Raw genomic sequence first — 20,818 nt, forward strand, 5'->3', positions numbered from 1 at the left:
CCGAGACCGATACGAGCCCTGAAATGGGCGATTTTTGGGTCTTCGGCTATGGTTCGCTGATGTGGCGGCCGGGCTTTCAACACAGCGAGGCGCGTCGCGCAAGGCTTCAGGGCTATCGCCGCGCGCTGTGCTTGCGTTCGGTGGTGCATCGCGGCACGCCGGAACGGCCGGGACTGGTGCTCGGGCTCGACCGGGGCGGGGCCTGCGTGGGTGTCGCGTTCCGGGTCGATGAAAGCGAGCGGGAGGCGGTGACCGCTTATCTGCGCGAGCGCGAACTGGTCACCACGGCCTATCGCGAGCGGGTGCTTCCGGTTCTGCTTGGCGGCGGTGCGGTGGTGCAGGCGGTCACTTACGTCGTGGACCGGCACCATCCGCTTTACGCCGGCCGGCTCGATCCCGCCCATGCGGCGCAGATCGTGAAAAGCGCGGTGGGGCAGTCGGGCGTCAACGCGGACTACGTGTTGAGCACGGTGAGCCATTTGCGCTCGCTCGACATTCGCGACCCTTGGCTCGAAGACGTCGCTCGGCGGCTTAGGGACGGCTCGGAGCCTTCAGTTCCGCCAGCCGCTTGATGGCGGTCGGCGGCAGAGCAGGCGGGTTGGGCGCGCCGGCCGCTTCGAGAAGCGCCTGATCGCAACCGGCTTCGGTCTCGGCAATCAGGCGGCGCATGAACTCGTCCTTGGGCAGGCCTGCTGGGATGGGCGGGAGGAAGCGCGCGCGGATCGTACCGGGATAGCGCAGGAATTTGCGGCGCGGCCAGAACAGGCCCGCGACATGGGCGACGGGCACGACCGGCAGCTGAAGCTGGTCGTAGATTTCCGCGATACCCCATTTGTAGAGCGGCTCGTCGCCCGGCGCCCGGCGCGTGCCTTCGGGATAGATGATAAGCTGGCGACCGTCGCGCATCTCTTGCTTGGAACGCGCGACCGCGGCGCGCAGGGCCTGGCCGCGTTTTCCCCGATCCACCGGCACCATGCGCATCTTCATGATGTACCAGCCGAAGACCGGGATCCAGGTCAGCTCGCGCTTGAGGATGTAGAGCGCATCCGGAATGTGCGGCAGAAAGGCGATCACGTCCCAGAAACTCTGATGCTTGGGCGCGACGATATAGGAGCCCTGCGGCAGGTTCTCGGTGCCCTCGATCACGCTTTTCGTTCCGGCCACATGGTGGAGCAGCCAGAGGCTGGTGCGCGCCCAGAACTTCGGTACGAACCATGCCGTCTTGCGCGGGGCGAGGAAATAGAATGGCGTCCAGACGATCATCTGGACGATCAGGCTCAGATAGAAGAGCGTGTTGAACAGGAACGAGCGAAGCGCGAGCATGGCGCGTCTCGTGGCACGGCTTGTTGATAAAGGAAAGCGCGTTCAACGCGCCTTGTCAGCGGTGCCGATCATCGCGGTGGCCGTGCCGGGCGTTGCATGATCCGTCGGCCATGCGCTGCGGGCGAGGGCGGCCACATATTTCGCGTATTCGGTGAACATCACGCGGAAGGCCTCGGGCTCGGAAATGACGCGGCCGAGATCGAGCTTGGTGTTGACCACCGGATAGGGCCGCAATTCCGCCTCGTCGCCGATCAGCCGGCCCATTTCCAGCATGGTGCGGGGCATATGGTAGTTGTTGGTGACGAGGATCACCGAGCGGTAATTGTGGTTCTCGACCCAGATGGCGCTTTGTTCGGCATTGCCGGTGGTGTCGAGCGCGGCATAGTCGAAATCGACGCAGCAGTTGAACAGGCGGCGGTCGTTGCCGGTGGCGGCACTCAAGGTCTTGGGGCCGGTCTTGGGATGGACGCCGCTGATGAGCAGACGCGTGCCCTTGCCGGCCTTCAGGAGTTCGAGCGCGGGTTCGAGCCTAGCTTGGCCGCCGGTCAAGACGATGATCGCATCGGCCTGCGCCACGTCGCGCGGGGTCGCGAGATTGCTGACATAGAGCGAAAAGGCGGCGAAGCCGGCGACCATCAGGAGCACGCCCGCCACACCCAGTTTGACGAGGTTGCGCATGACCCAGCCCGGCTTGCGCGTTCGCTGCCGGGGGGCAGCATGGGGCGCAGCGGAGTCGGGCAGGATGGTCATGATCACAGCAACTTAATCGCTTCGGATTCGATCCGCGAGAGAATTAACTTTGTTCGTTCCGGGGGACGTCGATGTCGGACAGGAAGGCGACGACCGTGAAATGCGAGGTGAGCGCCGTGATGCCGGCTACGACCAATGCGACCAGCGCCACGCCCGCATAGCCGCTCGCGCCGATATGAAACTGGCCGAAAAGTGCTGCGGACTGGTCCGCGCCGGGCGTCGCCATATTCACCTTGGTCCAGATGCCGAAGCCGAGAAACGCAAGGACGGCAGCGATGCCTCCCGCGCCCGCGCCCTTCAGGCCGATCCACAGGAAATGGCGGCGGAACTCGCCGGCGATGAAACGCGCTTCGGCGCCCACGAAGTGCAGCACCTCGATGATGTGGCCGGCACCCGACATCGCACCACGCGTGGCGAACGCGACGGAAAGGGCCGTGGCGGCGAGCATCAGGGCAAGCACGGCGAGGCCGGCGATCACGGTGGAATGCGCCATGCCGACGAGGCGATCCACCCAGGTGCGGTGATCGTCGAGCCGCGCGCCGAGGCCCTGCGCGTCCAAAGCCGCGCGCATTTCGGCGAAGTCGGGCGGATTGACCGGGTCGATGGTGACGATGACGAGGCGGGGGACGGGGAGTGCGTTGAGATCGACGCCCTTGCCGAGCCAGGGTTCGAGCAGGCGCGCGGTGGCGTCCGGATCGACCACGCGCACGCCGGTGACGCCTTTCACGGCGCTCGCGGTGAGGGCTGTGCGGGTCAGGGCGTCCTCGATGTCGAAGCCTTCGCGCGGCTGGATCTGGATCGTTGCCTCGCGCGCGATCTGCGTTTCCCATTGGCCTGCGGTGTCGCGCACCAGCGTGACGGCACCAAGCGTGAGGCAGGACAGGAAGGTCATGATGGCAATCACGGCCACCAGCGCATTGCCGCCGATGCGGGCGGGCGGCACGATGGGAGCCGGCGCGCGGGAGGTGCGGACAGAGGCGTTGATGCCAGACGAGGACAGGGCGGCATCAGTCATGGATGTCGAGCCTCCCGCCAGAAAGGATCATGCGGCGCGCATCGACCTGCTCCATCAGGTGCTGGTCGTGGGTCGCGATGACAACCGCCGTGCCAAGGCGGTTCATCTCGATGAAAAGGCGCAAGAGGCGGCGCGCAAGCGGCGGATCGACATTGCCGGTGGGCTCATCGGCCAAGAGAATATCGGGCTGCTCGATAAGCGCGCGGGCAATGGCAGCGCGCTGCTTTTCACCGCCGGACAGGACGGGCGGCGGGGCATGCATGCGCTCGCCGAGACCCACCCATTTCAGAAGCTCGATCACGTCCGCGCGGTAGGAAGATTCCTCGCGGCCGCGAACGCGCAGCGGCAGTGCGACGTTGTCGAAGGTGCTCATATGGTCGAGCAGGCGGAAATCCTGGAACACGACGCCGATGCGGCGGCGTAAGGACGGAAGCTCGGTGCGCGACAGGCTCAGGCGGTCCTTGCCGAAGATGGAAACCAGGCCGCGCGTGGGCTTGAGCGAGAGAAAAAGCAGGCGCAGGAGCGTCGTCTTGCCGGCACCCGAAGGGCCACTCAGGAACTGGAACGAGCGCTGGGGCAGATCGAACGAGATGTCCCGCAGGACCTCGGGCCCCATGCCATAGCGCAGGCCCACATTTTCGAAACGGATCACGGGACTGGCGACCTTCGCGGTTGAGAAAGTCTTCCGGAGAACGCCGGGGAACAGCCCCATACGTTCAGCGGAAGAGGGGACCATGCGCCGACATGGTTAACGGTGTCTTAAAATCTGAAACCCGCGTGAGGCTGGAACGCAAGGTGATGTTAACCATGTTCGTTTAGTTCCTGTTCATCATGAAGCGTAGCTCGTGCTCCCAAGCACCCGTGATCGAAGGGGAATTCGTCGTGCTCGGCACGGCGTCGCCCGCCCGTGAACCGGCGAACCCGCTGCACATGGTTTCGACTCGCAACGATCCCGAAGGCCGTCCGCCGGCAGCAGTGAAACGGGGCGGCGCGCTCTTCTGGTGCTGCGGCGCGCTTGCGATCTCTGCGAGCTTTCTTCTTTCCGGCGGTGCGGCGCTCTTTCTACCCAACGCGTCCGAACCGGAACTGCGTGGCGCCCTGAGCTTGGAGACCAGCGCCGTTCGCGTCGAACAGAACGGCGCAGTGCGCATCAGCGCCAAGGCGCGCAACGGTGGCACCGGGCCGCTGGCACTGCCGCCCCTTGCCCTCAGCGTGAAAAGCGGCGAGAGCAGCTTCCTTTATCCGCTGCCTCCACCCGCCGGACTGGTTCCGGCCGGTGGGCAGATGAGTTTCGAGACGCGGCTGGCCTCGCCCGCGAAGGGCATCGCCAACGCACAACTCGTGCTCGCCAATTAGGGGAAGTGCCCATGCCGGTGGTTCGCGGCAAAGAGATCGAAGTCCTGTTTTCCGCCTCGGCCATCGCCCGGCGCAATCTCGAGCTCGCCAAGGAAATCGCGGAAAAGCCTGCGGAAGACCTGTTGGTGATCTCGATCCTCAAGGGCTCCTTCATCTTTGCCGCCGACCTGATCCGCGCGCTGCACGATGTGGGCGCGGCACCCGAGGTCGAATTCATGTTCATCTCCTCCTATGGCGCGGGCACGACGAGCGGCGAAGTGCGTGTGCTGCGCGATATCGACAACGACGTGAAGGGCCGTGACGTGCTGCTCGTGGACGACATCCTGGAATCGGGCAAGACGCTGCAGTTCACCCGCAACCTGATGATGGAGCGCGGCGCGAAGAGCTGTTCGGTGGCCGTGCTTCTCGACAAGCGGATGCGCCGGCAGCTTCCCTTCGAGGCCGACTATGTGGGCTTCGACTGTCCCGACCATTTCGTGGTCGGCTACGGCATGGATGTGGCGCATGCCTTCCGCGAACTGCCTTTCGTGGGCATCGTGCGCGGAGATGCTAACGAAAGCTGACCGCGCGCACGCAAAGCGCAAACAAACGCGCATCGAAATTTAAGGCCTTGTCCCTTATGTCTGGCCTCCTTGCGAGGCTGCGACGGAAAGGGGGAGGGAGTGCGCTTTTCAGCTGCCGGCACGGCCGACCGCGTTCTGCCGGCGTCCCTGGCCACGCGCGCCCGGCCCCATCTCGGCCGGCTCGACGCGCTTCTCTTCGCTCCCGACGAACGCGGCGCGGCAAGCCGCATGTCGCTGCTGGCCTTTGCGATCCGCATCCTTTCCGCGCTGATCGGCTTCGTCAGCCAGGTGCTGCTCGCGCGCTGGATGGGCGGGTTCGAATACGGCATCTTCGTGCTGGTCTGGCTGGTGATGGTGATGGCCGGGAGCCTTTCCTGTCTCGGCTTCCACACCTCCGTCGTCCGCTTCGTGCCGGAATATCGCGAGAAGGGGATGCTGCCCGAACTGCGGGGGATTCTCTGGGGCAGCCGCGTCTTCACGCTTCTGGCGTCGACGGCGCTGGCGGCACTCGGCATTCTCGGGCTATGGCTGGCGCGCGGGCTGGTCGAGCCCTACTACCTTGCACCGTTCATCCTCGGCCTCGTGGCAATGCCGATGATCGCGCTGTCGGACACGCTGCAGGGCATTTCGCGCGCGCGGTCCTGGGGCATCGCGGCACTCGCGCCGACCTACCTGATCCGGCCGGTGCTCATCCTCGCCTTCATGGTGGTTCTGATCGCAGCCGATTTCGCGGCCGATGCCATCACCGCGACGCTTGCGGCGGTGCTCGCCACTTACGTCACGACGCTCGGCCATCTCGTCGTTGTTTCGGGCCGCATCGGGCGCGAAACGGCGCGTGGCCCGTCGCGCTTTCTGGTTCGGCACTGGCTGGCCGTTTCCCTGCCAATCTTTCTGGTCGAGAGCTTCTTCTTTCTGCTCACCAATGCCGATGTCCTGATGGTCGGCGTCTACATGAAGCCCGACGATGTCGGCGTTTATTTCGCCACCGTGAAGGTGCTGGCGCTGGTGCATTTCGTGTATTTCGCGGTGAAGGCGGGCGTGGCGCAGCGCTATGCGCAGTTTGCGCATGCCGAGCCCCACCGCCTTGCCCAGTTCGCACGCGAAACCGTGAGCTGGACCTTCTGGCCCTCGCTCTTGATGGCCGTGATCGTGCTGGCACTGGGCGAGCCGCTTTTGATGCTGTTCGGGCCAGGCTTCGAGGCGGGCTTCTGGCTGCTGGTGCCGCTCCTGTCGGGCGTGGTGCTGCGCGCGGCCATCGGTCCGGCGGAAAGCCTATTGACGATGAGCGGGCACCAGAATGCCTGCGCGCTGGTCTTCGCCTTGACGCTCGTTTTCAACATCACGCTCTGCACGCTGCTCATTCCCCGCTTCGGCCTTTGGGGCGCGGCGAGTGCTACGGCGTTGTCGATCCTGTTCGAGGCAACGCTGCTGGGCCTTACCGTCTGGCACAAGCATGGCTTCGTGATGTTCATCCTGGCGCCGCAGCCGCGTGCGGAGGCACCGTAAGATGGCGGCCAATCCGATCCTCGAGGAAAGCAGCGGTTCGGGTGCCATCATCGATGGGCTCGCCGGCTGGCACGATTCCGAGCCCGGCGCCGACACCGAGCTGTCCGCCCGCGCGCGGCCCGAACGGCGGCTGGCGATCTACCCGGCTTCCGGAGGCTTCGATCTCGTGGAGGAACTTGATTTTCTCTGCAAGCGCACGATCGAGCCCAACATCTTCTTCAACCCGCGCTTTCTCGCGCCCGCGATGCCACGCCTCGAAGACCGTGAGGTGCGGCTGGCCGTGATCCGCGACGGGGGCGACAACCGCAGCCGGTTGCGCCTGTTGGTCCCGTTTTCGGTGGAAGCGCCGGTCGTGCCGCTTGGCGTGCCCACTTTGCGCACCTGGTCGAATCCCTTCGGCCCCCTCGGCACGCCGCTGGTGGACGAGGACGACCCGCAAGGCGTGTTGGAAGACTTCTTCGGCATGCTCGCACGACCGCATCTGAAACTGCCCAAAGTGTTCGTCTTGCCCGATGTGCGGCTCGACGGGCCGTTTGCCGAAACGCTGCGAGCGGTGGTGAAGCGGCACAAGCTCGCGCTGCAAACGCTGGGGGAGGTCGAGCGGCCCTTCCTCGAAAGCACGCTGGATGGCGACGCCTATCTGCGCAATTCGCTGCGTGCCCATCATTTCCGCGAGTTTCGGCGGCTGAAGCGCCGGCTGGAGGTGCAGGGGCCGGTCGATCATCTCGTGCTGCGCGACCCCGGTGAGATCCGCGTCGGCGTCGAGGTTTTCCTGTCGCTGGAAGCGGCCGGCTGGAAGGGGCGGAACAGGTCGGCCATGGCGACCGACCGCTTTCGCGCGGCCTTCGCACGCGAGGCCATCAGCCGCCTGGCCGAACAGGATCTGGCGCGCGTTCATCTCCTGCGTGTCGGCGAGCGGGTGGTGGCAGCGCTCGTGGTCTTCATCGAGCGTGGGATCGGCTATACGTGGAAGACGGCTTATGACGAGGAGTTTGCCGCCTTCTCGCCCGGCACGATCCTGATGATCGAGGTGACGCGAATGCATCTCTCGGATCGCGGGATCATCGCGACCGACTCCTGCGCCATGCCCGACCACCCGGTGATGAGCCGCTTGTGGAGCGAGCGCATGCCGATCGGCACATTCGTGGTGGGGCTCGAGCCCGGACGCGAAAAGCAGGTCGCGCAGGCCGCCAAGCAACTCGAGCTTTATCGCAACACGCGCAACCAGTTCAGGCTGGTGCGCAACCGGCTCAGAGGGTTGCTTCGCCGGCGCTGAAAGCATTTCCGGCAAAAGTGCGAAGCCAATCTGCGTCCGGAAAATGCGCTAGGAACGTTCAGCTTCACGCTTTGCCGCTTCGCGGAAATGGCGGCGGATGACCTTGCCGCTGGTGGTCAGCGGCACGTCGTCCACGAAGGCGACTTCGCGCGGATACTCATGCGCGGACAGGCGCTCGCGGACGAAGCGGGCGATCTCGCTGGCGAGTTGGTCGCTCGGCGTGATGTCGTCCTTCAGCGCGACATAGGCCTTCACGATCTCGGTGCGCAGCGGATCGGGCTTGCCGACCGCGGCCGCCATCCGCACGGCAGGGTGGCCGGCAAGGCAATCCTCGATCTCGGACGGGCCGATGCGGAAGCCGGACGAGGTGATGATGTCGTCGTCGCGGCCCAGGAAATGGAAATAGCCGTCCTCGTCCACCGTGGCGCCATCGCCGGTGATGAACCAGTCGCCCTGGAATTTCTCGCGCGTGGCGTCTTCATCGTTCCAGTAGCCGAGAAACATCACCGGGTCGGGCGCACGCACGGCGATGCGGCCGGGCTGGCCTTGAGGAACGGGGCGGCCCTCTTCATCGAGGATCGCGACCTCGTGGCCCGGGATCGGCTTGCCGATCGCGCCGCTTTTCGAGACGCCGAGGCGGGCGGAGGAGCCGAGCACGAGGTTGCACTCGGTCTGGCCATAGGCCTCGTTGACGGGAATGCCGAAGGCGTCTTCGGCCCAGTCGAACGTGTCGCGCCCGAGCTTTTCACCAGCCGAGCCGAGTGTGCGAAGGTTCAGCCTGGCCTGTTTCACGGCGTCACCTGCCGCGCGCATCATGCGCAATGCGGTGGGCGGCACGAAGGCGTTGCGGACCTTGAGCCGGCCCATGGTTTCGAGTGCCTTTTCAGGATCGAACTTGCCTTGCGGATGGATCACGACGGGCACGCCGAGTGCCAGGCCAGGCATCAGCACATTCAGAAGTCCGCCAGCCCAGGCCCAATCCGCAGGCGTCCAAAGGAGGTCATCGGGTTCGGGCATGAACTCGTGAAAGGCCTGCACGCCTGGCAGGTGGCCGAGCAGCACGCGATGACCGTGCAGCGCGCCCTTGGGCGCACCGGTGGTGCCCGAGGTGAAGATCATCAGCGCCGGATCGTCGGGCGTGGTGGAAACGGGGGTGAAATCGGCTGAGCCGCTGGCGAGGATGCGGTGAAAATCGGTGGCGGCTCCGTCGGGTTCGTCGACGATGAAGACGTGTTCGAGGCTGGGCACACTGCCCGCCACATTGCGGGCCCGCCGCCAGCCTTCGGCGGTCGTGAACAGGACTTTAGAAGCGGCTGCATGCAGGCGATGCGCGATGGCTTCCTCGCCGAAGAGCAGCGCGAGCGGCACCGCGACGGCACCGAGCTTGGCCGAGGCTGCGTGGACGAGAACGGTTTCCACGCTTTGCGCGAGGAGCAGCGCAATGCGGTCGCCGCGGCCGATGCCTCTGGCTTGAAGGGCCGAGGCGAGGCGGTTGGACTGGGTGGCGAGGGTGCCGAAGCTCGTGCTTTTCGTGGTGCCGTCGGCCTGCGGATTGATCAGCGCGACGCGTTCGGGCGCCGTCTTCGCCCAATGGTCGGCGATGGCGGTTCCGATATTGTAGAAGCGGGGCAGGTCCCAGGAGAAATGCTTGCGCCAGCTTTCCCAGGGATCGTGGGAGTTGAGCATGACGAGAGGTTAGCAATTGTGCGCTGCAAACCCAAGTGGGTGCATTGCACAAGATGAGGAGGTTTGTTGGTGCAGAGGGAGGAAAATGCAGGTGGAGAGGCCCCCTCACAACCTTCCACTCATTCGGCCCTCATCAGAGATCAAGGCGTCTCCAGCCCCTCGAACCATTCCCGATAAGGCGTGTTCTTCGCCATCTTCCGGTTGTAGTCCGGCGCCCCGTCCGTCCACCAGACCGGCCCGCGCTCGCCGAGGCCGTGCTTGGCGCGATCGACGGCTTCTCGCGCGGCTTTGAGGGCTGACGGATCACCCTTCGCATCGCGCACGGCGCGGCGGGCGGTCATGAGATCGTGGACCAAGGCCTCGCGCCTGGCCGGATCGAGCGAGGGATCGGAAAGCCGCCACAATCGTCCACGCACGACGAAGTATCGTTTGTCGGGTGTTTGCGGATAGGCTTTGCGCATGGAAAGAGATCTGGATCGGGGGGCATGCCTGCCAAGGGTTCTTCATCATTGGCGGGCTCACTGACCATACCCGATCCGCTGCCCGTTGACCGCTGCATGGTGCCATCCGCCTGATGCCTGCCCAAGACCACCGTCCCCGGAAACCGGAGCCAAAGCCCCCACTCCATCGCCGCCTCATCCAAGGCGCGGCGGGCATGCCGTTTCACTGGCGCGAAGCCACGCTCGCCGTGCCGGCCATTCCGTTTCTGTTTCTGGCCGGACAGTGGATCGGGCAACCAGCCTATGGCGCGGTGGCAGCGGGGGCTGCGTTTTCCGTCGGCTTCGGCGCGGCGCGCGACCTTCGAGGACGGCGCTGGGGCGCCATGCTGGGCGCGATGTTCGGCATGGCGCTGGCAGGGTTCATCGGCACGCTGATCGGCGTTTCGCTGGTTCTTTCGGCGATGATCGCGGGCCTGCTCGCGGCTGGATGCGCGGTGCTGGCGCTGCGTGACGAAGATATTTGGTGGGTGATGCTGCAATCCGTGATCGCGCTGATGGTGGCAGGCTACTATCCGGGTGGAGTGGAGCAGGCGGCCGAGCGAACTGCGGCCGTGCTCGTCGGCGGTGCGATGCAGATCCTGTTCGTAGTCACGCTCGCTTCGCTGGTGCCGCAGGCCTCGAAGCGATTGCCGCGTGGGCCGGCACCCAAACCCGTCGATCGTGAGCTGGTGATCAGCCATGCCTTTCGCGCAGGCCTCTGCGTGGCGCTTGCCATCGTCATCGCGCGGCAGCTTCAGCTGAGCAACGACTATTGGGCGCCGATCACGGCCCTTCTGGTGCTTAAACCCGGCCTTCACGACACGCGGGCACGCGGGCTCGAACGCCTGTTGGGGACTTTGACCGGTTCCGTGTTTGCGACACTCTTCGCCGTGCTGGTGGCGGACAATCCTACAGCCCTCTTGATCGGGGCGACCGTGACGGTGGGGCTGTCCTATGCGCTGCAGAAGGCGCGCTATCCGATCTTCAACATCGCGGTGACCGCGACCGTGGTGCTCCTCGTCACCATCGGCCATGGCGGCGTGGTGGTGAATGCCGAGCATCGCGTGGTCGCGACTTTGATCGGAGGCCTGATCGCGCTCGGCGTGGCATTTCTCGTGCGCAAGCCGCGCCGTCGCATCCGGGCTACCGAGGACCGGCTGGGCGATGCATCGTAAGTTTAAGGAAAAGCGTGAGTTTCGGTGAAAGCGTGAGTTTCAGGGAAAGGGTGGTGCGGGTGGTCGGGGTCGAACCGACACTCCTTGCGGAACCGGATTTTGAGTCCGGCGCGTCTACCAATTCCACCACACCCGCACGGTGCGCGTTTTCTTTGGCGCGTTCGCGTCCCATGCCACAATGCGGGGTGGCGGTCCAGAAGTCTGGCTGAAATTTTCGCACCGGGCCGCTAAGACCCTGTTCCGGCGATTCGGCTTGATGGCTGGATGATTGCCTCCAACGGAGACCGGCCCTTGCTGCGCAGATTATACGATTGGGTGCTTTCGCTTGCCGCGCGGAAATCCGCGGAAGTGTGGCTGGCGGTGATCGCCTTCGTGGAAAGCTCGGTGTTTCTCGTGCCGGCCGACGTGCTTTACCTGCCGATGGCGCTGGCACGGCCTGATCGTGCCTATCGCTATGCGCTGGTGGCGACGGTGGCCTCGGTGCTCGGCGGCATCGCGGGGTGGATGCTGGGTTACTTCGCCTATGACCAGCTCGCGCGGCCCATCCTCGAATTCTACGGCAAGGCCGAGGCCTTCGACCAGCTTCGCGCGGGCGAAAGCGGGGTGGAACTCGTTCTCCTGATGCTCGTCACATCGGGCTTCGCGCATCTGCCGCCGATCAAGGTGGTAACGATCCTGTCGGGCGTGGTTGCGTTTCCGCTCGGCTGGTTCGTGCTTTCGGCCGTGATCGCGCGCGGGCTTCGCTTCTTTCTCCTCGCCTGGCTCTTGCGCACTTACGGCGACGAGATCAGGCACTTCATCGAGAAGCGGCTGGGGCTGATCGCAGGCGCGGTGGCGGTCTTGCTGATCGTCATCTTCCTCGTGCTCAAATACGCGCTTTAAGGAGCCAGACGCCCATGACCGAGACCCGCTTCACGCATGCCACCGCGGCACTCCTCATCGGGCTTGCCATGATCGCCACGGTGGGCGGTGCGCTCCTGTTCCAGCATCTGGGCGGCTATATCCCCTGCAAGCTCTGCTACGAGCAGCGCACGCCCTACTATCTCGGCGTGCCGGTGATGCTGGCGGCGTTTCTGTCAGCGAGCTTCAAGGGGCCGTCATGGCTGACCCGCGCGCTGCTGGCCTTCGGTGGGCTCCTGATGCTGTGGGGCGCCTATCTCGGGGCCTACCATGCCGGCGTCGAATGGGGCTGGTGGGCCGGGCCAACCGATTGCGGGGCTGCGGCACCTTCGGTGAATACCGGCGGGGCAGGGGTTCTCGATTCGCTGGACAGTTTCGTGCCGCCGGCTTGCGACCACGCCGCCCTGCGGATCGCCGGCATTTCGCTGGCGGGGTGGAATTTCCTGATCGCGCTGGTGCTAGCCGTCGTGGCATTCGGGGCGGTGGCGCGGAAGCGATAGGTTGGCCGCAGAGCTGCCTCTTACGGCTCCAGCTCCACGTCCCAGTAGAGATAATCCATCCAGCTCTCATGCAGATAGTTGGGCGGGAACAGCCGGCCGTTGTTGTGCAAGTCGTGCACCGAGGGCTGGTAGGGCTTCTGCATGGGCCACATCTTGGCCTGTGCAGGCAGCATGCCGCCTTTTTTCAGATTGCAGGGCGAGCAGGCGGCGACGACGTTCTCCCAGGTCGTGGCACCGCCGCAGCGGCGGGGTGTGACGTGATCGAAAGTCAGATCGTTCGTGCAGCCGCAATACTGGCACTGGAAGCGGTCGCGCAGAAAGACGTTGAAGCGGGTGAAGGCCGGATTGCGGGAGGGCTTCACGTAGCTTTTCAGGCACACGACCGAGGGCAGCCGCATCGAGAAATTCGGCGATGAAACCGCATGGTCGTATTCGGCGACGATGTTCACCCGGTCGAGGAACACGGCCTTGATGGCGTCCTGCCACGACCAGAGTGACAGGGGATAATAGCTCAGTGGGCGGTAATCCGCGTTGAGAACCAGCGCAGGAAGTCCGTCCGGAGACACGTGAACCGTCACGCTTCAGCTCCTCCGACAGTAGTCCGAAACCCAATTCACACGCACAATCTAGCTCTGACACGACAGGATTGTGAAGCCGGGGTGGGGTTTGTGACAATTTGTCCCCCGAAAAGCGGAGGAAACGGGAAAATCAGCTGTCTGAAGCGATGAAGACGCCGTCTCGCGAGCGCATCACGCGATAATAGCTCCAGAACAGGCGTGCCGCGACCGCGCGCCAGGGCGACCAGGGTTCCGCGATCAGGCGAAGCGCCTTGTCGCTCGGACGCTGGGCGAGACCGAAGGCATGGGCGACCGCCGCTTGCAGCGCGACATCGCCGGCGGGGAACACATCCGGATGACCGGCCGCGAAGAGAAGATAGGACTCGGCCGTCCACGGGCCGATGCCGGACACTTTGGTGAGAAGCCGGATGGCATGTTCGGCGTCGAGTTGGCACGTGTGGTCGAGGTCGAGCCCGTCATGAACGGCCTGGGCGAGGGCGCGGACGGTACGCACCTTGGCGCCGGAAAAGCCTGCTTCGCGGAACACGGTGTCCTCGGCTGCGAGCACGGCATCGGGCGTCATCGGGTCGAGAAGGGTTGCGAAGCGGGCATAGATCGCAGCAGCACTGGCCGTCGAAACCTGCTGGCCGATCACGATGGAAACGAGGCTGGCGAAGCCTGGCTCGGCGCGACGCAAGGGCACCTCCGGCGCGGCGGCGCGGACTGCTTCGAGGCGCGGGTCGAGGCGGCAGAGCGCATCGAGGCCCTGTTCCAGGTCGGCAAGCGTGCTGATCGTTTGCATGGGGCGCTTGTTCGCGAAATTCGGTTTGCTTAGCAAGGCGCATGGCAGCACCCGTGTTCCGTTTCGCGCCGAGCCCCAATGGCAGGCTTCACCTCGGCCACGCCCTGAGCGCGGGCCTGAATGCGCGGATGGCGGAACGTGTGGGCGGGCGATTTCTTCTGAGGGTCGAGGACATCGACCGCGAGCGCTCCAAGCCCGAACTCAAAGCTCTGATGCTCGACGATCTGCACTGGCTGGGACTCGAATGGGAGAGGCCCGTTCGGCGCCAGTCGGAGCATATGGCGGACTATGCCGGGGCGCTGGAACGGCTGAAGGCGATGGGCCTCGTTTATCCGGCCTTCATGAGCCGGGGCGAGGTGAAGGCCCACACAGACGATGCGCATTGGCCGCGTGACCCTGACGGTGCGCCGCTTTATCCGTCTCGCGACAAGGACCTGAGCGAAGGCGAGCGGGCACGCCGGATCGCCGAGGGCCAGGCGCATAGCTGGCGACTCGACATGGCGGAGGCGCTCAAACGCGCGCCGCCGTCGCTCTCATGGCAGGAATGGATGGATGCCGGCCTCCAGACCGGCCGTCGCGTCGAGGCCCAGCCGGAGGCGTGGGGCGATGTGATGATCGCGCGCAGCACGGTGCCGACCAGTTACCATCTCTCGGTCGTGCTGGACGATGCGCGGCAGGGCGTGTCCCATGTCGTGCGCGGGCAGGATCTTTACGAGGCGACAGCCGTCCACCGCCTGCTCCAGGCGCTTCTGGATCTGCCCGAGCCGACCTATCACCATCACCGCCTCATTCTCGGCAGCGACGGACGCAAGCTCGCGAAGAGCGAGGGTTCGGCAGGAATTGCGGTTTTGCGGGAACGGGGCTGGACGCCCGAGCAGGTCTGGCGGGAAGTCAGCCTCGCTTAGAGCCGTGCCATGCCTGCCTTCAAAAGCGCCATGGTGGCAATCAGCGCGAAGGCGCCTCCGAGGCCGGTGCCGACCGCCCAGGTGAGGTCGCGCAACGGAATGCCATAGGAATTTGCGCCGATGATCGCGACAAAGAAGCCGAGGGTGAACAGCACCATGTTGCCGATCGCACCGAAGCCGTCCTCGCCCATGATGGCGTCGAGCGCGGTGCCGAAGAAGAAGGCGATGACCATCACGATCGCGACGGCCATGCAAAGCCAGAATGGCGCCAGATTCCAGATCATGCGCGGTCCTCGTGTGCCCTCGGGTGGGATTGGGGCTTTAGGCTCCAAGCAACTTCTTGAACGCGCAGGCTAACCGGCAATCCTTGCCGATTCGTTTACCCTCATCTGTCGCCGATCCGCGCGCGGGCTTCGAGAAAGCGGCGGATCGAAGCGTTGAGTTCGCCACCCAGAATGAAGATCGCCGAGACGATGTAGAGAAACACGATGGCGATCATGATCGAGGCCAGGCCCGCATAGGTGTTCACGTAATTCGCGAACCGGTCGAGATAGAGCGCGAAGACCGTCGAGCCGATCAGCCAGCCGATCAGCGTGAAGATGATGCCCGGCACGATATCCGCGAAGCGCCGCCTGCCGTCGGGCAACCAGAGATGCACGGCGACGAGGCCGAGCACGATCACCAGCGAGGCGATGGCAAAACGCCATACCGTGATCGTGCCCATATAATCCTCGATCCAGGAGAACTGGCTAAGCAGGATCCGCGCGATGAGGGGTGCGAAGACGAGCAGCACCGAGATCACCACGAAGCCCACGGTGGCGATGAACACGAAAGCGAGGCTCTGGATGCGGCGATGGATGATCGAGCGGGTTTCCACCGTGCGGTAGGCGCGGTTGAGCGAGGCGCGCAACGCTTCGACACCGTTGGAGGCGAAGTAGGCGGCCAGGATCACGCCGATGGTCAGGAAGCCCGAGCGCGGCACGGTGAGAACGGAAACCACCTCGCGCGAGATCGGCTCGGCGATCTGCACGGGCCAGGTGTCGAAGACGAGGTGCACGGCGGTATCGGCGAAAGCCTGCGCGCCCAGGAAGCTCGCAAGAGCGGTCGCGAAGATCAGAAAGGGAAACAGCGCCATCAGCGCGGAGATCGCGAGATGGGACGACATCGACCAGCCGTCATCGTCGTTGAAGTGGCCGAGCGCGTCGTAAAGGATGCGGCGGATGGCGGAGAGGGCGCACATCCGGCCCGACTTGGCTTGCGCGGGCAAGCCGGAGGGCGGCGGAAGACCAGCACTCGCAGCGGATGCGGCGCGTTCGACCGCATGAAGCCGCGTACGCGGTTCGCGAACCGGCGGCTGATTACGGACGGCCGATCTGGGGCGGGGTGGCTGCTCTTTCATGTGGGCTGAATCGTGCCAGAAAAACCTGACTGGAAAATGAGTGCGCCTCCCCATATGGAAGCCAAGGCATATGGGTGGGGAACGCTTCGCTTGGCAAGCCTTGAAACGAGCGGGACCACCCGCCCGACGATCATGGTGACCGGTGCTTCATCGGGCATCGGTGCCTTTTGCGCGCGCGCCTTGCGCGACGAGGGCTGGCGGGTTTTCGCCACCGCGCGAAAGCCCGAAGATATCGCGGCACTGGAAGCGGACGGCATCGAGGCGTTCTTTCTCGACTATGCCGATGAGGCCTCGATCGGAGCCTGTTTTGATGCCGTGATGGCGCGCACAGGCGGACGCCTCGATGCGCTGTTCAACAATGGTGCCTATTCGCAGGCGGGTGCGGTGGAAGACGTGCCGACCGAAGCGTTGCGCGCGCAGTTCGAAGCGAATTTCTTCGGCTGGCACTCGCTGACGCGCCGCGTGGTGCCGGTGATGCGAAAGCAGAGGGCGGGGCGGATCGTCAGCGTTTCGTCGGTGCTCGCCTATACGCCGGTTCAGTTCCGCGGCGCCTATGGAGCCTCCAAGGCCGCGCTCGAAATGCTGATGCTTTGCCTGCGCGCGGAGCTGAAGGGTTCGGGCGTCCATGTTTCGTTGATCGAGCCAGGGCCGATCCGCTCGAAGATCGCGGCCAACGGGCTCGCGCATTTCGAGCGGCATGTGGATTATCACGGTTCCGCCCACCGTGAGGCTTATGCGCGGCAGCTCGACCGGTTGCGTTCGGGAGGAACCGTATCGCGCTTCAAGCTCGGGCCCGACGCCGTTCACAAGGTTCTGCGCCATGCGCTGCTGTCAGAGCATCCCCGACCGCACTATGTTGTGACGACACCAGCAAAGATCGCGGCGGTGCTCTTGCGCGTGCTGCCGTCTTCGCTCTTCTTGCGCACGGTCGCGAAATCGAACTGACCGCTCTTTCGGATTTCCCTCATGGCAACCGTCTTCAACATTCTTGCCATCATCGTCATGCTCGGCGTGGTATTCGTGCTGGTGCGCGGGCTCGTCAACATGATGCGTGGCGGCTCGGGCGTGACGTCCAACAAGCTGATGCAGGCGCGCGTGCTGTTGCAGTTCGTGGCGCTCGTGCTGATCCTGCTCGCGGTCTGGATCCAGCGCGGGGCATCCTGATCCATGGTCAAGCTGAACAAGATCTACACGCGCACGGGCGACGATGGCTCGACGGGCCTGGGCTCCGGCGAGCGGCGCCCAAAATGGGACCTGCGCGTCGAGGCCTATGGCACGGTGGACGAGGCGAACGCGACGCTGGGGCTGGCGAGACTGCATGCGTCGGGCGAGATGGACGGGATCATCATCCGCATCCAGAACGACCTGTTCGATCTCGGCGCCGACCTCGCCGTGCCCGACACCGGCGAGCCGCTCTCGTATGAGCCGTTGCGCATCGTGGCCTCGCAGGTGGAGAGGCTGGAAGCGGAGATCGACGGGCTGAACGAAAGACTGGAGCCCCTGCGCTCCTTCGTGCTGCCGGGTGGCACGGCACTTGCCGCCGCCCTCCACCTGTCACGAACCGTGGTGCGCCGCGCGGAGAGGCTGACGGCGGAACTCGCCTCGCATCCTGCCGAGCGCGTGAGCCGTGATGCGGTGCGCTATCTCAACCGATTGTCCGACCTTCTATTCGTGATGGGTCGGGTGGCAAACGATGACGGGCGCGGCGATGTGCTCTGGGTGCCCGGTCAGAACCGCTAGGAACCGCGCCGCTTGTTCATCCCGATCCACGACGCCAACCATCTTCGCCGCATCAGGCTGCAATGGGTGACGATCGCCTTGATCGCGGTGAATGTCGGCGTCCACCTGTTCTCGACGTTCGAAGGCGAGTTGTGGACGGAAGGTGCCGTGCTGGGGCTCGGCTTCATCCCCGCGCTCGTCTGGGATCAGGCTGTGCTGCCGGCGGGCTATGCCATCGTGCCCGAGGACCTGACCTTTCTCACTTATTCGTTCCTCCATGCCGACTGGCTGCACCTGGGCGGCAACATGCTGTTTCTGTGGGTGTTCGGCGACAACGTCGAAGATGCGCTCGGGCATTTTCGGTATGTTCTTTTCTATTGCGCCTGTGCCGCCGCCGGCGCGCTTTGCCATGGGTTGCTCGACCCGGGCTCGCAGGCGCCGCTGATCGGGGCGTCGGGCGCCATTGCCGGCATCATTTCGGCCTATCTGATCCTGCATCCGCGCGTGAAGATCTGGGTGCTCGCTTTCGGGCGAATCCCCTTGCGCCTGCCCGCCTGGATCGTTCTTGCCGCCTGGATCGTGTTCCAGTTCGCGATGCTGTTCATGGCCGGCGAGGCGGCGATCTCGTTTGCGGCGCATGTGGGTGGCTTGATCGCGGGCGCGGTGCTCGTGGTCCTCTTGCGCCGGCGCGACCAGCCGATCCTCGACAGCCATGTGATGACCCCGCGCGCAGCCGAGGTGCCTGTGCGCGTGCCGTCTCCGCAACTCGGCCCGTGGGGATTGCGCGCGCCCGAGCGGGAAGCCGGAAAGGCGGGGCCGTATTGACTTCGCGGTCTCACACCGTCATCCGTCTGCGGAAGATCGAGCCTTGGCACCGACGGGTGGATTTTGCCTAGAGGATGTCGGGTTTCGACAAATTCTTCCAGCCCGGCCTTGCTAAGGCCTAGCTTGAAAGCGCGTTTCCGTCGCGCGATTGCCATGAAAGGTCGTCTTTGCCCATGAAGATCCTGGTCCCTGTCAAACGCGTGGTTGATTACAACGTGAAGATCCGGGTTCGGTCTGACGGGTCGGGTGTTGAGTTGGCCAATGTGAAGATGGCGATGAACCCGTTCGACGAGATCGCGGTGGAAGAGGCGATCCGGCTGAAGGAAGCGGGGGTGGCCGATGAGATCATCGCGGTGTCCATCGGACCGCAGCAGGCACAGGAGACGCTGAGGACCGCACTCGCCATGGGCGCGGACCGGGCGATCCTCATCAAGACCGACGGCGTGGTCGAGCCCTTGGCGGTTGCCAAGCTGTTGAAGGGTGTGGCGGAGGCCGAAGGCCCATCGCTCATCATTTTGGGCAAGCAGGCGATCGACGACGATGCCAACCAGACCGGCCAGATGCTGGCGGCACTTCTCGGCTGGGCGCAGGGCACGTTTGCGTCCAAGGTCGAGGTCGAAGGCGAGCGGTTGAAAGTCACGCGCGAGGTGGATGGGGGCCTTCAGACCGTGGACCTCAAGCTGCCGGCGATCGTCACCACTGATCTCAGGCTCAACCAGCCGCGCTATGCGTCTTTGCCCAACATCATGAAGGCCAAGAAGAAGCCGCTCGATGAGAAGGCACCCGCTGACTTCGGCGTGGATGTCACGCCCCGCCTCACCGTTCTCAAGACGGAAGAGCCGCAAGGGCGCAAGGCGGGCGTGAAGGTGGGGTCGGTCGCGGAACTCGTCGACAAGCTCAAAAACGAAGCCGGCATCATCTGACAAGGCGAGCCCAAGGAGACAAATCCCATGACCATTCTTCTTCTCGCCGAACACGATAACGCGTCGCTGTCCGACCAGACCGCCAAGGCGCTGACCGCAGCCAAAGGGATCGGCTCTGACATCCACGTGCTGGTTGCCGGCCAAGGCGCGCAAAGCGCAGCTGAGGCTGCCGCCAAGCTGCAGGGCGTCGCCAAGGTCCTGCTCATTGAGAGCGAGGCGCTGGCCGAGCGTCTGGCCGAGCCCTTGGCTGCGACGATCGTGGAACTGGCTGGGCCCTACGACACGATCCTCGCGCCTGCCACGACCTCGGCCAAGAACGTCATGCCGCGTGTCGCAGCGCTTCTTGATGTGGCCCAGGTGTCGGAAGTGATGGAGGTGGTGTCTCCCGACACCTTCAAACGCACGATCTATGCGGGCAACGCCATCCAGACCGTGCAGTCGACTGAAGCCAAGAAGGTCTTGACCATCCGCACGGCATCCTTTGCGTCTGCTCCCGAAGGTGGTGCCGCACCCGTCGAGACGGCCAATGCCGCAGCCGATCCGGCCCTTTCCCGCTTTGTCGAAAACCGGATTGCCGCTTCCGAGCGGCCCGAGCTGACTTCGGCCAAGATCATCGTCTCAGGGGGACGTGCACTGGGCTCCGCCGAGAAGTTCAACGAGGTGATGCTGCCGTTGGCCGACAAGCTGGGGGCAGCGGTGGGGGCCTCCCGTGCAGCCGTTGACGCGGGCTATGCGCCCAATGACTGGCAGGTGGGCCAGACCGGCAAGGTGGTGGCACCCGATCTCTATATTGCCTGCGGCATCTCGGGCGCCATCCAGCATCTCGCCGGCATGAAGGACTCGAAAGTCATCGTCGCCATCAACAAGGACGAGGAAGCCCCGATCTTCCAGGTCGCCGACTACGGCCTCGTCGGCGATATCTTCACACTCGTGCCGGAACTCGAAAAGGCGCTGTAACAACTGCGCCAGTCGCAATGACAGGGACGGGCTCTACGCCCGTCCTTTTTTGTTTTGTCCGCACCATATCGGCCAACCCCATGATGTGACTGGGCAAAGGCCTCGAAACCGCTTTCCCTTTGCCGACCGGTTCTCTACCTTGCACTGCAACAATCCACGGTTCCGAACCGTGGCTAGGGCTGGGTCCAGGGATCACAAGAAG

At 64.6% G+C, this 20,818-nt stretch carries 25 protein-coding genes and 1 tRNA gene; 15 read left to right on the plus strand and 11 right to left on the minus strand.

The window, feature by feature from the left end; genetic code table 11:
• Window positions 1-23: 23 nt before the first annotated feature.
• Complete coding sequence (locus NGM99_RS17930) at window positions 24-572, plus strand: gamma-glutamylcyclotransferase (protein ID WP_252821438.1); 549 nt, start codon at window positions 24-26, stop codon at window positions 570-572.
• Here NGM99_RS17930 and NGM99_RS17935 read toward each other — a convergent pair.
• From NGM99_RS17935 to ftsE, 4 genes are read right to left on the minus strand one after another with little or no spacing between them, the layout of a single operon-like run.
• Window positions 532-1,323, minus strand: a complete 792-nt coding sequence (locus NGM99_RS17935; RefSeq protein WP_252821440.1) for a lysophospholipid acyltransferase family protein — start codon at window positions 1,321-1,323, stop codon at window positions 532-534. The genes NGM99_RS17930 and NGM99_RS17935 overlap by 41 nt on opposite strands.
• Window positions 1,324-1,365: 42 nt before the next feature.
• Window positions 1,366-2,073 carry a YdcF family protein gene (locus tag NGM99_RS17940; RefSeq protein ID WP_435371452.1) on the minus strand — a complete coding sequence of 236 codons (708 nt, stop codon included), beginning with the start codon at window positions 2,071-2,073 and terminating at the stop codon, window positions 1,366-1,368.
• Window positions 2,074-2,116: 43 nt separating this feature from the next.
• Window positions 2,117-3,088 (minus strand): cell division protein FtsX, encoded by a 972-nt coding sequence (locus NGM99_RS17945; protein ID WP_252821442.1) that lies wholly within the window; start codon window positions 3,086-3,088, stop codon window positions 2,117-2,119.
• A complete protein-coding gene (ftsE, locus tag NGM99_RS17950; protein WP_252821444.1) occupies window positions 3,081-3,740 on the minus strand; it encodes a cell division ATP-binding protein FtsE in 660 nt (219 codons plus the stop codon). Before ftsE ends, NGM99_RS17945 begins: the two co-directional genes overlap by 8 nt.
• A 179-nt stretch (window positions 3,741-3,919) precedes the next feature.
• Between ftsE and NGM99_RS17955 the strand changes: the two genes are divergently transcribed.
• The 4 genes from NGM99_RS17955 (at window position 3,920) to NGM99_RS17970 (ending at window position 7,789) form a co-directional block, all read left to right on the plus strand.
• On the plus strand, window positions 3,920-4,444 hold the full coding sequence (locus tag NGM99_RS17955) for a hypothetical protein (protein WP_252821446.1): 525 nt from the start codon (window positions 3,920-3,922) through the stop codon (window positions 4,442-4,444).
• Between the two features lie 11 nt (window positions 4,445-4,455).
• On the plus strand, window positions 4,456-5,007 hold the full coding sequence (hpt, locus tag NGM99_RS17960) for a hypoxanthine phosphoribosyltransferase (RefSeq protein WP_252821448.1): 552 nt from the start codon (window positions 4,456-4,458) through the stop codon (window positions 5,005-5,007).
• 99 nt (window positions 5,008-5,106) lie between these two features.
• Window positions 5,107-6,513 (plus strand): lipopolysaccharide biosynthesis protein, encoded by a 1,407-nt coding sequence (locus NGM99_RS17965; protein WP_252821450.1) that lies wholly within the window; start codon window positions 5,107-5,109, stop codon window positions 6,511-6,513.
• Window position 6,514: 1 nt separating this feature from the next.
• Window positions 6,515-7,789: a GNAT family N-acetyltransferase gene (locus NGM99_RS17970; protein WP_252821452.1), complete on the plus strand. Its 1,275-nt coding sequence runs from the start codon at window positions 6,515-6,517 to the stop codon at window positions 7,787-7,789.
• Between the two features lie 48 nt (window positions 7,790-7,837).
• On the opposite strand, the gene NGM99_RS17975 is transcribed toward NGM99_RS17970, so the two are convergent.
• Both NGM99_RS17975 and NGM99_RS17980 read right to left on the minus strand, forming a co-directional pair.
• Window positions 7,838-9,475 (minus strand): AMP-binding protein, encoded by a 1,638-nt coding sequence (locus NGM99_RS17975; protein ID WP_252821454.1) that lies wholly within the window; start codon window positions 9,473-9,475, stop codon window positions 7,838-7,840.
• A gap of 140 nt (window positions 9,476-9,615) precedes the next feature.
• On the minus strand, window positions 9,616-9,936 hold the full coding sequence (locus NGM99_RS17980; RefSeq protein ID WP_252821456.1) for a hypothetical protein: 321 nt from the start codon (window positions 9,934-9,936) through the stop codon (window positions 9,616-9,618).
• A 194-nt stretch (window positions 9,937-10,130) separates the two neighbouring features.
• Between NGM99_RS17980 and NGM99_RS17985 the strand changes: the two genes are divergently transcribed.
• Window positions 10,131-11,129, plus strand: coding sequence for an FUSC family protein (locus NGM99_RS17985; protein ID WP_252821458.1), 999 nt, complete (start codon window positions 10,131-10,133; stop codon window positions 11,127-11,129).
• Window positions 11,130-11,180: 51 nt separating this feature from the next.
• Here NGM99_RS17985 and NGM99_RS17990 read toward each other — a convergent pair.
• Window positions 11,181-11,265, minus strand: a tRNA-Leu gene (locus tag NGM99_RS17990).
• A gap of 155 nt (window positions 11,266-11,420) precedes the next feature.
• On the opposite strand from NGM99_RS17990, the gene NGM99_RS17995 reads away from it, so the two are divergent.
• Window positions 11,421-12,011 carry a YqaA family protein gene (locus NGM99_RS17995; protein ID WP_252821460.1) on the plus strand — a complete coding sequence of 197 codons (591 nt, stop codon included), beginning with the start codon at window positions 11,421-11,423 and terminating at the stop codon, window positions 12,009-12,011.
• A gap of 14 nt (window positions 12,012-12,025) precedes the next feature.
• A complete protein-coding gene (locus NGM99_RS18000) occupies window positions 12,026-12,529 on the plus strand; it encodes a disulfide bond formation protein B (protein WP_252821462.1) in 504 nt (167 codons plus the stop codon).
• A gap of 20 nt (window positions 12,530-12,549) precedes the next feature.
• On the opposite strand, the gene NGM99_RS18005 is transcribed toward NGM99_RS18000, so the two are convergent.
• Both NGM99_RS18005 and NGM99_RS18010 read right to left on the minus strand, forming a co-directional pair.
• Window positions 12,550-13,107 (minus strand): HNH endonuclease, encoded by a 558-nt coding sequence (locus NGM99_RS18005; protein ID WP_252821464.1) that lies wholly within the window; start codon window positions 13,105-13,107, stop codon window positions 12,550-12,552.
• A gap of 130 nt (window positions 13,108-13,237) precedes the next feature.
• Window positions 13,238-13,888, minus strand: coding sequence for a DNA-3-methyladenine glycosylase family protein (locus NGM99_RS18010; RefSeq protein ID WP_252821466.1), 651 nt, complete (start codon window positions 13,886-13,888; stop codon window positions 13,238-13,240).
• A 41-nt stretch (window positions 13,889-13,929) separates the two neighbouring features.
• On the opposite strand from NGM99_RS18010, the gene gluQRS reads away from it, so the two are divergent.
• Complete coding sequence (gene gluQRS, locus NGM99_RS18015; RefSeq protein WP_252821468.1) at window positions 13,930-14,793, plus strand: tRNA glutamyl-Q(34) synthetase GluQRS; 864 nt, start codon at window positions 13,930-13,932, stop codon at window positions 14,791-14,793.
• Here gluQRS and NGM99_RS18020 read toward each other — a convergent pair.
• Window positions 14,790-15,077 carry a hypothetical protein gene (locus NGM99_RS18020; RefSeq protein ID WP_252821469.1) on the minus strand — a complete coding sequence of 96 codons (288 nt, stop codon included), beginning with the start codon at window positions 15,075-15,077 and terminating at the stop codon, window positions 14,790-14,792. The two genes, gluQRS and NGM99_RS18020, sit on opposite strands and share 4 nt — an antisense overlap.
• A 101-nt stretch (window positions 15,078-15,178) precedes the next feature.
• A complete protein-coding gene (locus NGM99_RS18025; RefSeq protein ID WP_252821569.1) occupies window positions 15,179-16,033 on the minus strand; it encodes a YihY/virulence factor BrkB family protein in 855 nt (284 codons plus the stop codon).
• A 291-nt stretch (window positions 16,034-16,324) separates the two neighbouring features.
• On the opposite strand from NGM99_RS18025, the gene NGM99_RS18030 reads away from it, so the two are divergent.
• The 6 genes from NGM99_RS18030 (at window position 16,325) to NGM99_RS18055 (ending at window position 20,616) form a co-directional block, all read left to right on the plus strand.
• Window positions 16,325-17,137, plus strand: coding sequence for an SDR family oxidoreductase (locus NGM99_RS18030; RefSeq protein ID WP_252821571.1), 813 nt, complete (start codon window positions 16,325-16,327; stop codon window positions 17,135-17,137).
• A gap of 21 nt (window positions 17,138-17,158) precedes the next feature.
• The gene (locus NGM99_RS18035) at window positions 17,159-17,356 is read left to right on the plus strand and encodes a twin transmembrane helix small protein (RefSeq protein ID WP_252821470.1); all 198 of its coding nucleotides are present in this window, start codon (window positions 17,159-17,161) and stop codon (window positions 17,354-17,356) included.
• Window positions 17,357-17,359: 3 nt separating this feature from the next.
• Window positions 17,360-17,932 (plus strand): cob(I)yrinic acid a,c-diamide adenosyltransferase, encoded by a 573-nt coding sequence (locus NGM99_RS18040; RefSeq protein WP_252821471.1) that lies wholly within the window; start codon window positions 17,360-17,362, stop codon window positions 17,930-17,932.
• Window positions 17,933-17,944: 12 nt separating this feature from the next.
• Window positions 17,945-18,736, plus strand: a complete 792-nt coding sequence (locus NGM99_RS18045; RefSeq protein ID WP_252821472.1) for a rhomboid family intramembrane serine protease — start codon at window positions 17,945-17,947, stop codon at window positions 18,734-18,736.
• A 173-nt stretch (window positions 18,737-18,909) separates the two neighbouring features.
• Window positions 18,910-19,659: an electron transfer flavoprotein subunit beta/FixA family protein gene (locus NGM99_RS18050; RefSeq protein ID WP_252821473.1), complete on the plus strand. Its 750-nt coding sequence runs from the start codon at window positions 18,910-18,912 to the stop codon at window positions 19,657-19,659.
• Window positions 19,660-19,686: 27 nt separating this feature from the next.
• A complete protein-coding gene (locus tag NGM99_RS18055) occupies window positions 19,687-20,616 on the plus strand; it encodes an electron transfer flavoprotein subunit alpha/FixB family protein (protein WP_252821474.1) in 930 nt (309 codons plus the stop codon).
• Window positions 20,617-20,818: the final 202 nt, after the last annotated feature.

Source organism: Mesorhizobium liriopis (assembly GCF_024053505.1).
Taxonomy (GTDB): domain Bacteria; phylum Pseudomonadota; class Alphaproteobacteria; order Rhizobiales; family Rhizobiaceae; genus Mesorhizobium_B; species Mesorhizobium_B liriopis.

Excerpts from the sequence above, each read along its gene's own strand:
- NGM99_RS17930 (WP_252821438.1), top strand. The coding sequence starts at position 24 with ATGGGCGATTTTTGGGTCTTCGGCTATGGTTCGCTGATGTGGCGGCCG.
- NGM99_RS17935 (WP_252821440.1), bottom strand. The coding sequence starts at position 1,323 with ATGCTCGCGCTTCGCTCGTTCCTGTTCAACACGCTCTTCTATCTGAGC.
- NGM99_RS17940 (WP_435371452.1), bottom strand. The coding sequence starts at position 2,073 with ATGACCATCCTGCCCGACTCCGCTGCGCCCCATGCTGCCCCCCGGCAG.
- NGM99_RS17945 (WP_252821442.1), bottom strand. The coding sequence starts at position 3,088 with ATGACTGATGCCGCCCTGTCCTCGTCTGGCATCAACGCCTCTGTCCGC.
- NGM99_RS17955 (WP_252821446.1), top strand. The coding sequence starts at position 3,920 with ATGAAGCGTAGCTCGTGCTCCCAAGCACCCGTGATCGAAGGGGAATTC.
- hpt (WP_252821448.1), top strand. The coding sequence starts at position 4,456 with ATGCCGGTGGTTCGCGGCAAAGAGATCGAAGTCCTGTTTTCCGCCTCG.
- NGM99_RS17970 (WP_252821452.1), top strand. The coding sequence starts at position 6,515 with ATGGCGGCCAATCCGATCCTCGAGGAAAGCAGCGGTTCGGGTGCCATC.
- NGM99_RS17975 (WP_252821454.1), bottom strand. The coding sequence starts at position 9,475 with ATGCTCAACTCCCACGATCCCTGGGAAAGCTGGCGCAAGCATTTCTCC.
- NGM99_RS17980 (WP_252821456.1), bottom strand. The coding sequence starts at position 9,936 with ATGCGCAAAGCCTATCCGCAAACACCCGACAAACGATACTTCGTCGTG.
- NGM99_RS17985 (WP_252821458.1), top strand. The coding sequence starts at position 10,131 with ATGCCGTTTCACTGGCGCGAAGCCACGCTCGCCGTGCCGGCCATTCCG.
- NGM99_RS18000 (WP_252821462.1), top strand. The coding sequence starts at position 12,026 with ATGACCGAGACCCGCTTCACGCATGCCACCGCGGCACTCCTCATCGGG.
- NGM99_RS18010 (WP_252821466.1), bottom strand. The coding sequence starts at position 13,888 with ATGCAAACGATCAGCACGCTTGCCGACCTGGAACAGGGCCTCGATGCG.
- gluQRS (WP_252821468.1), top strand. The coding sequence starts at position 13,930 with ATGGCAGCACCCGTGTTCCGTTTCGCGCCGAGCCCCAATGGCAGGCTT.
- NGM99_RS18020 (WP_252821469.1), bottom strand. The coding sequence starts at position 15,077 with ATGATCTGGAATCTGGCGCCATTCTGGCTTTGCATGGCCGTCGCGATC.
- NGM99_RS18025 (WP_252821569.1), bottom strand. The coding sequence starts at position 16,033 with ATGTGCGCCCTCTCCGCCATCCGCCGCATCCTTTACGACGCGCTCGGC.
- NGM99_RS18030 (WP_252821571.1), top strand. The coding sequence starts at position 16,325 with ATGGTGACCGGTGCTTCATCGGGCATCGGTGCCTTTTGCGCGCGCGCC.
- NGM99_RS18035 (WP_252821470.1), top strand. The coding sequence starts at position 17,159 with ATGGCAACCGTCTTCAACATTCTTGCCATCATCGTCATGCTCGGCGTG.
- NGM99_RS18040 (WP_252821471.1), top strand. The coding sequence starts at position 17,360 with ATGGTCAAGCTGAACAAGATCTACACGCGCACGGGCGACGATGGCTCG.
- NGM99_RS18050 (WP_252821473.1), top strand. The coding sequence starts at position 18,910 with ATGAAGATCCTGGTCCCTGTCAAACGCGTGGTTGATTACAACGTGAAG.
- NGM99_RS18055 (WP_252821474.1), top strand. The coding sequence starts at position 19,687 with ATGACCATTCTTCTTCTCGCCGAACACGATAACGCGTCGCTGTCCGAC.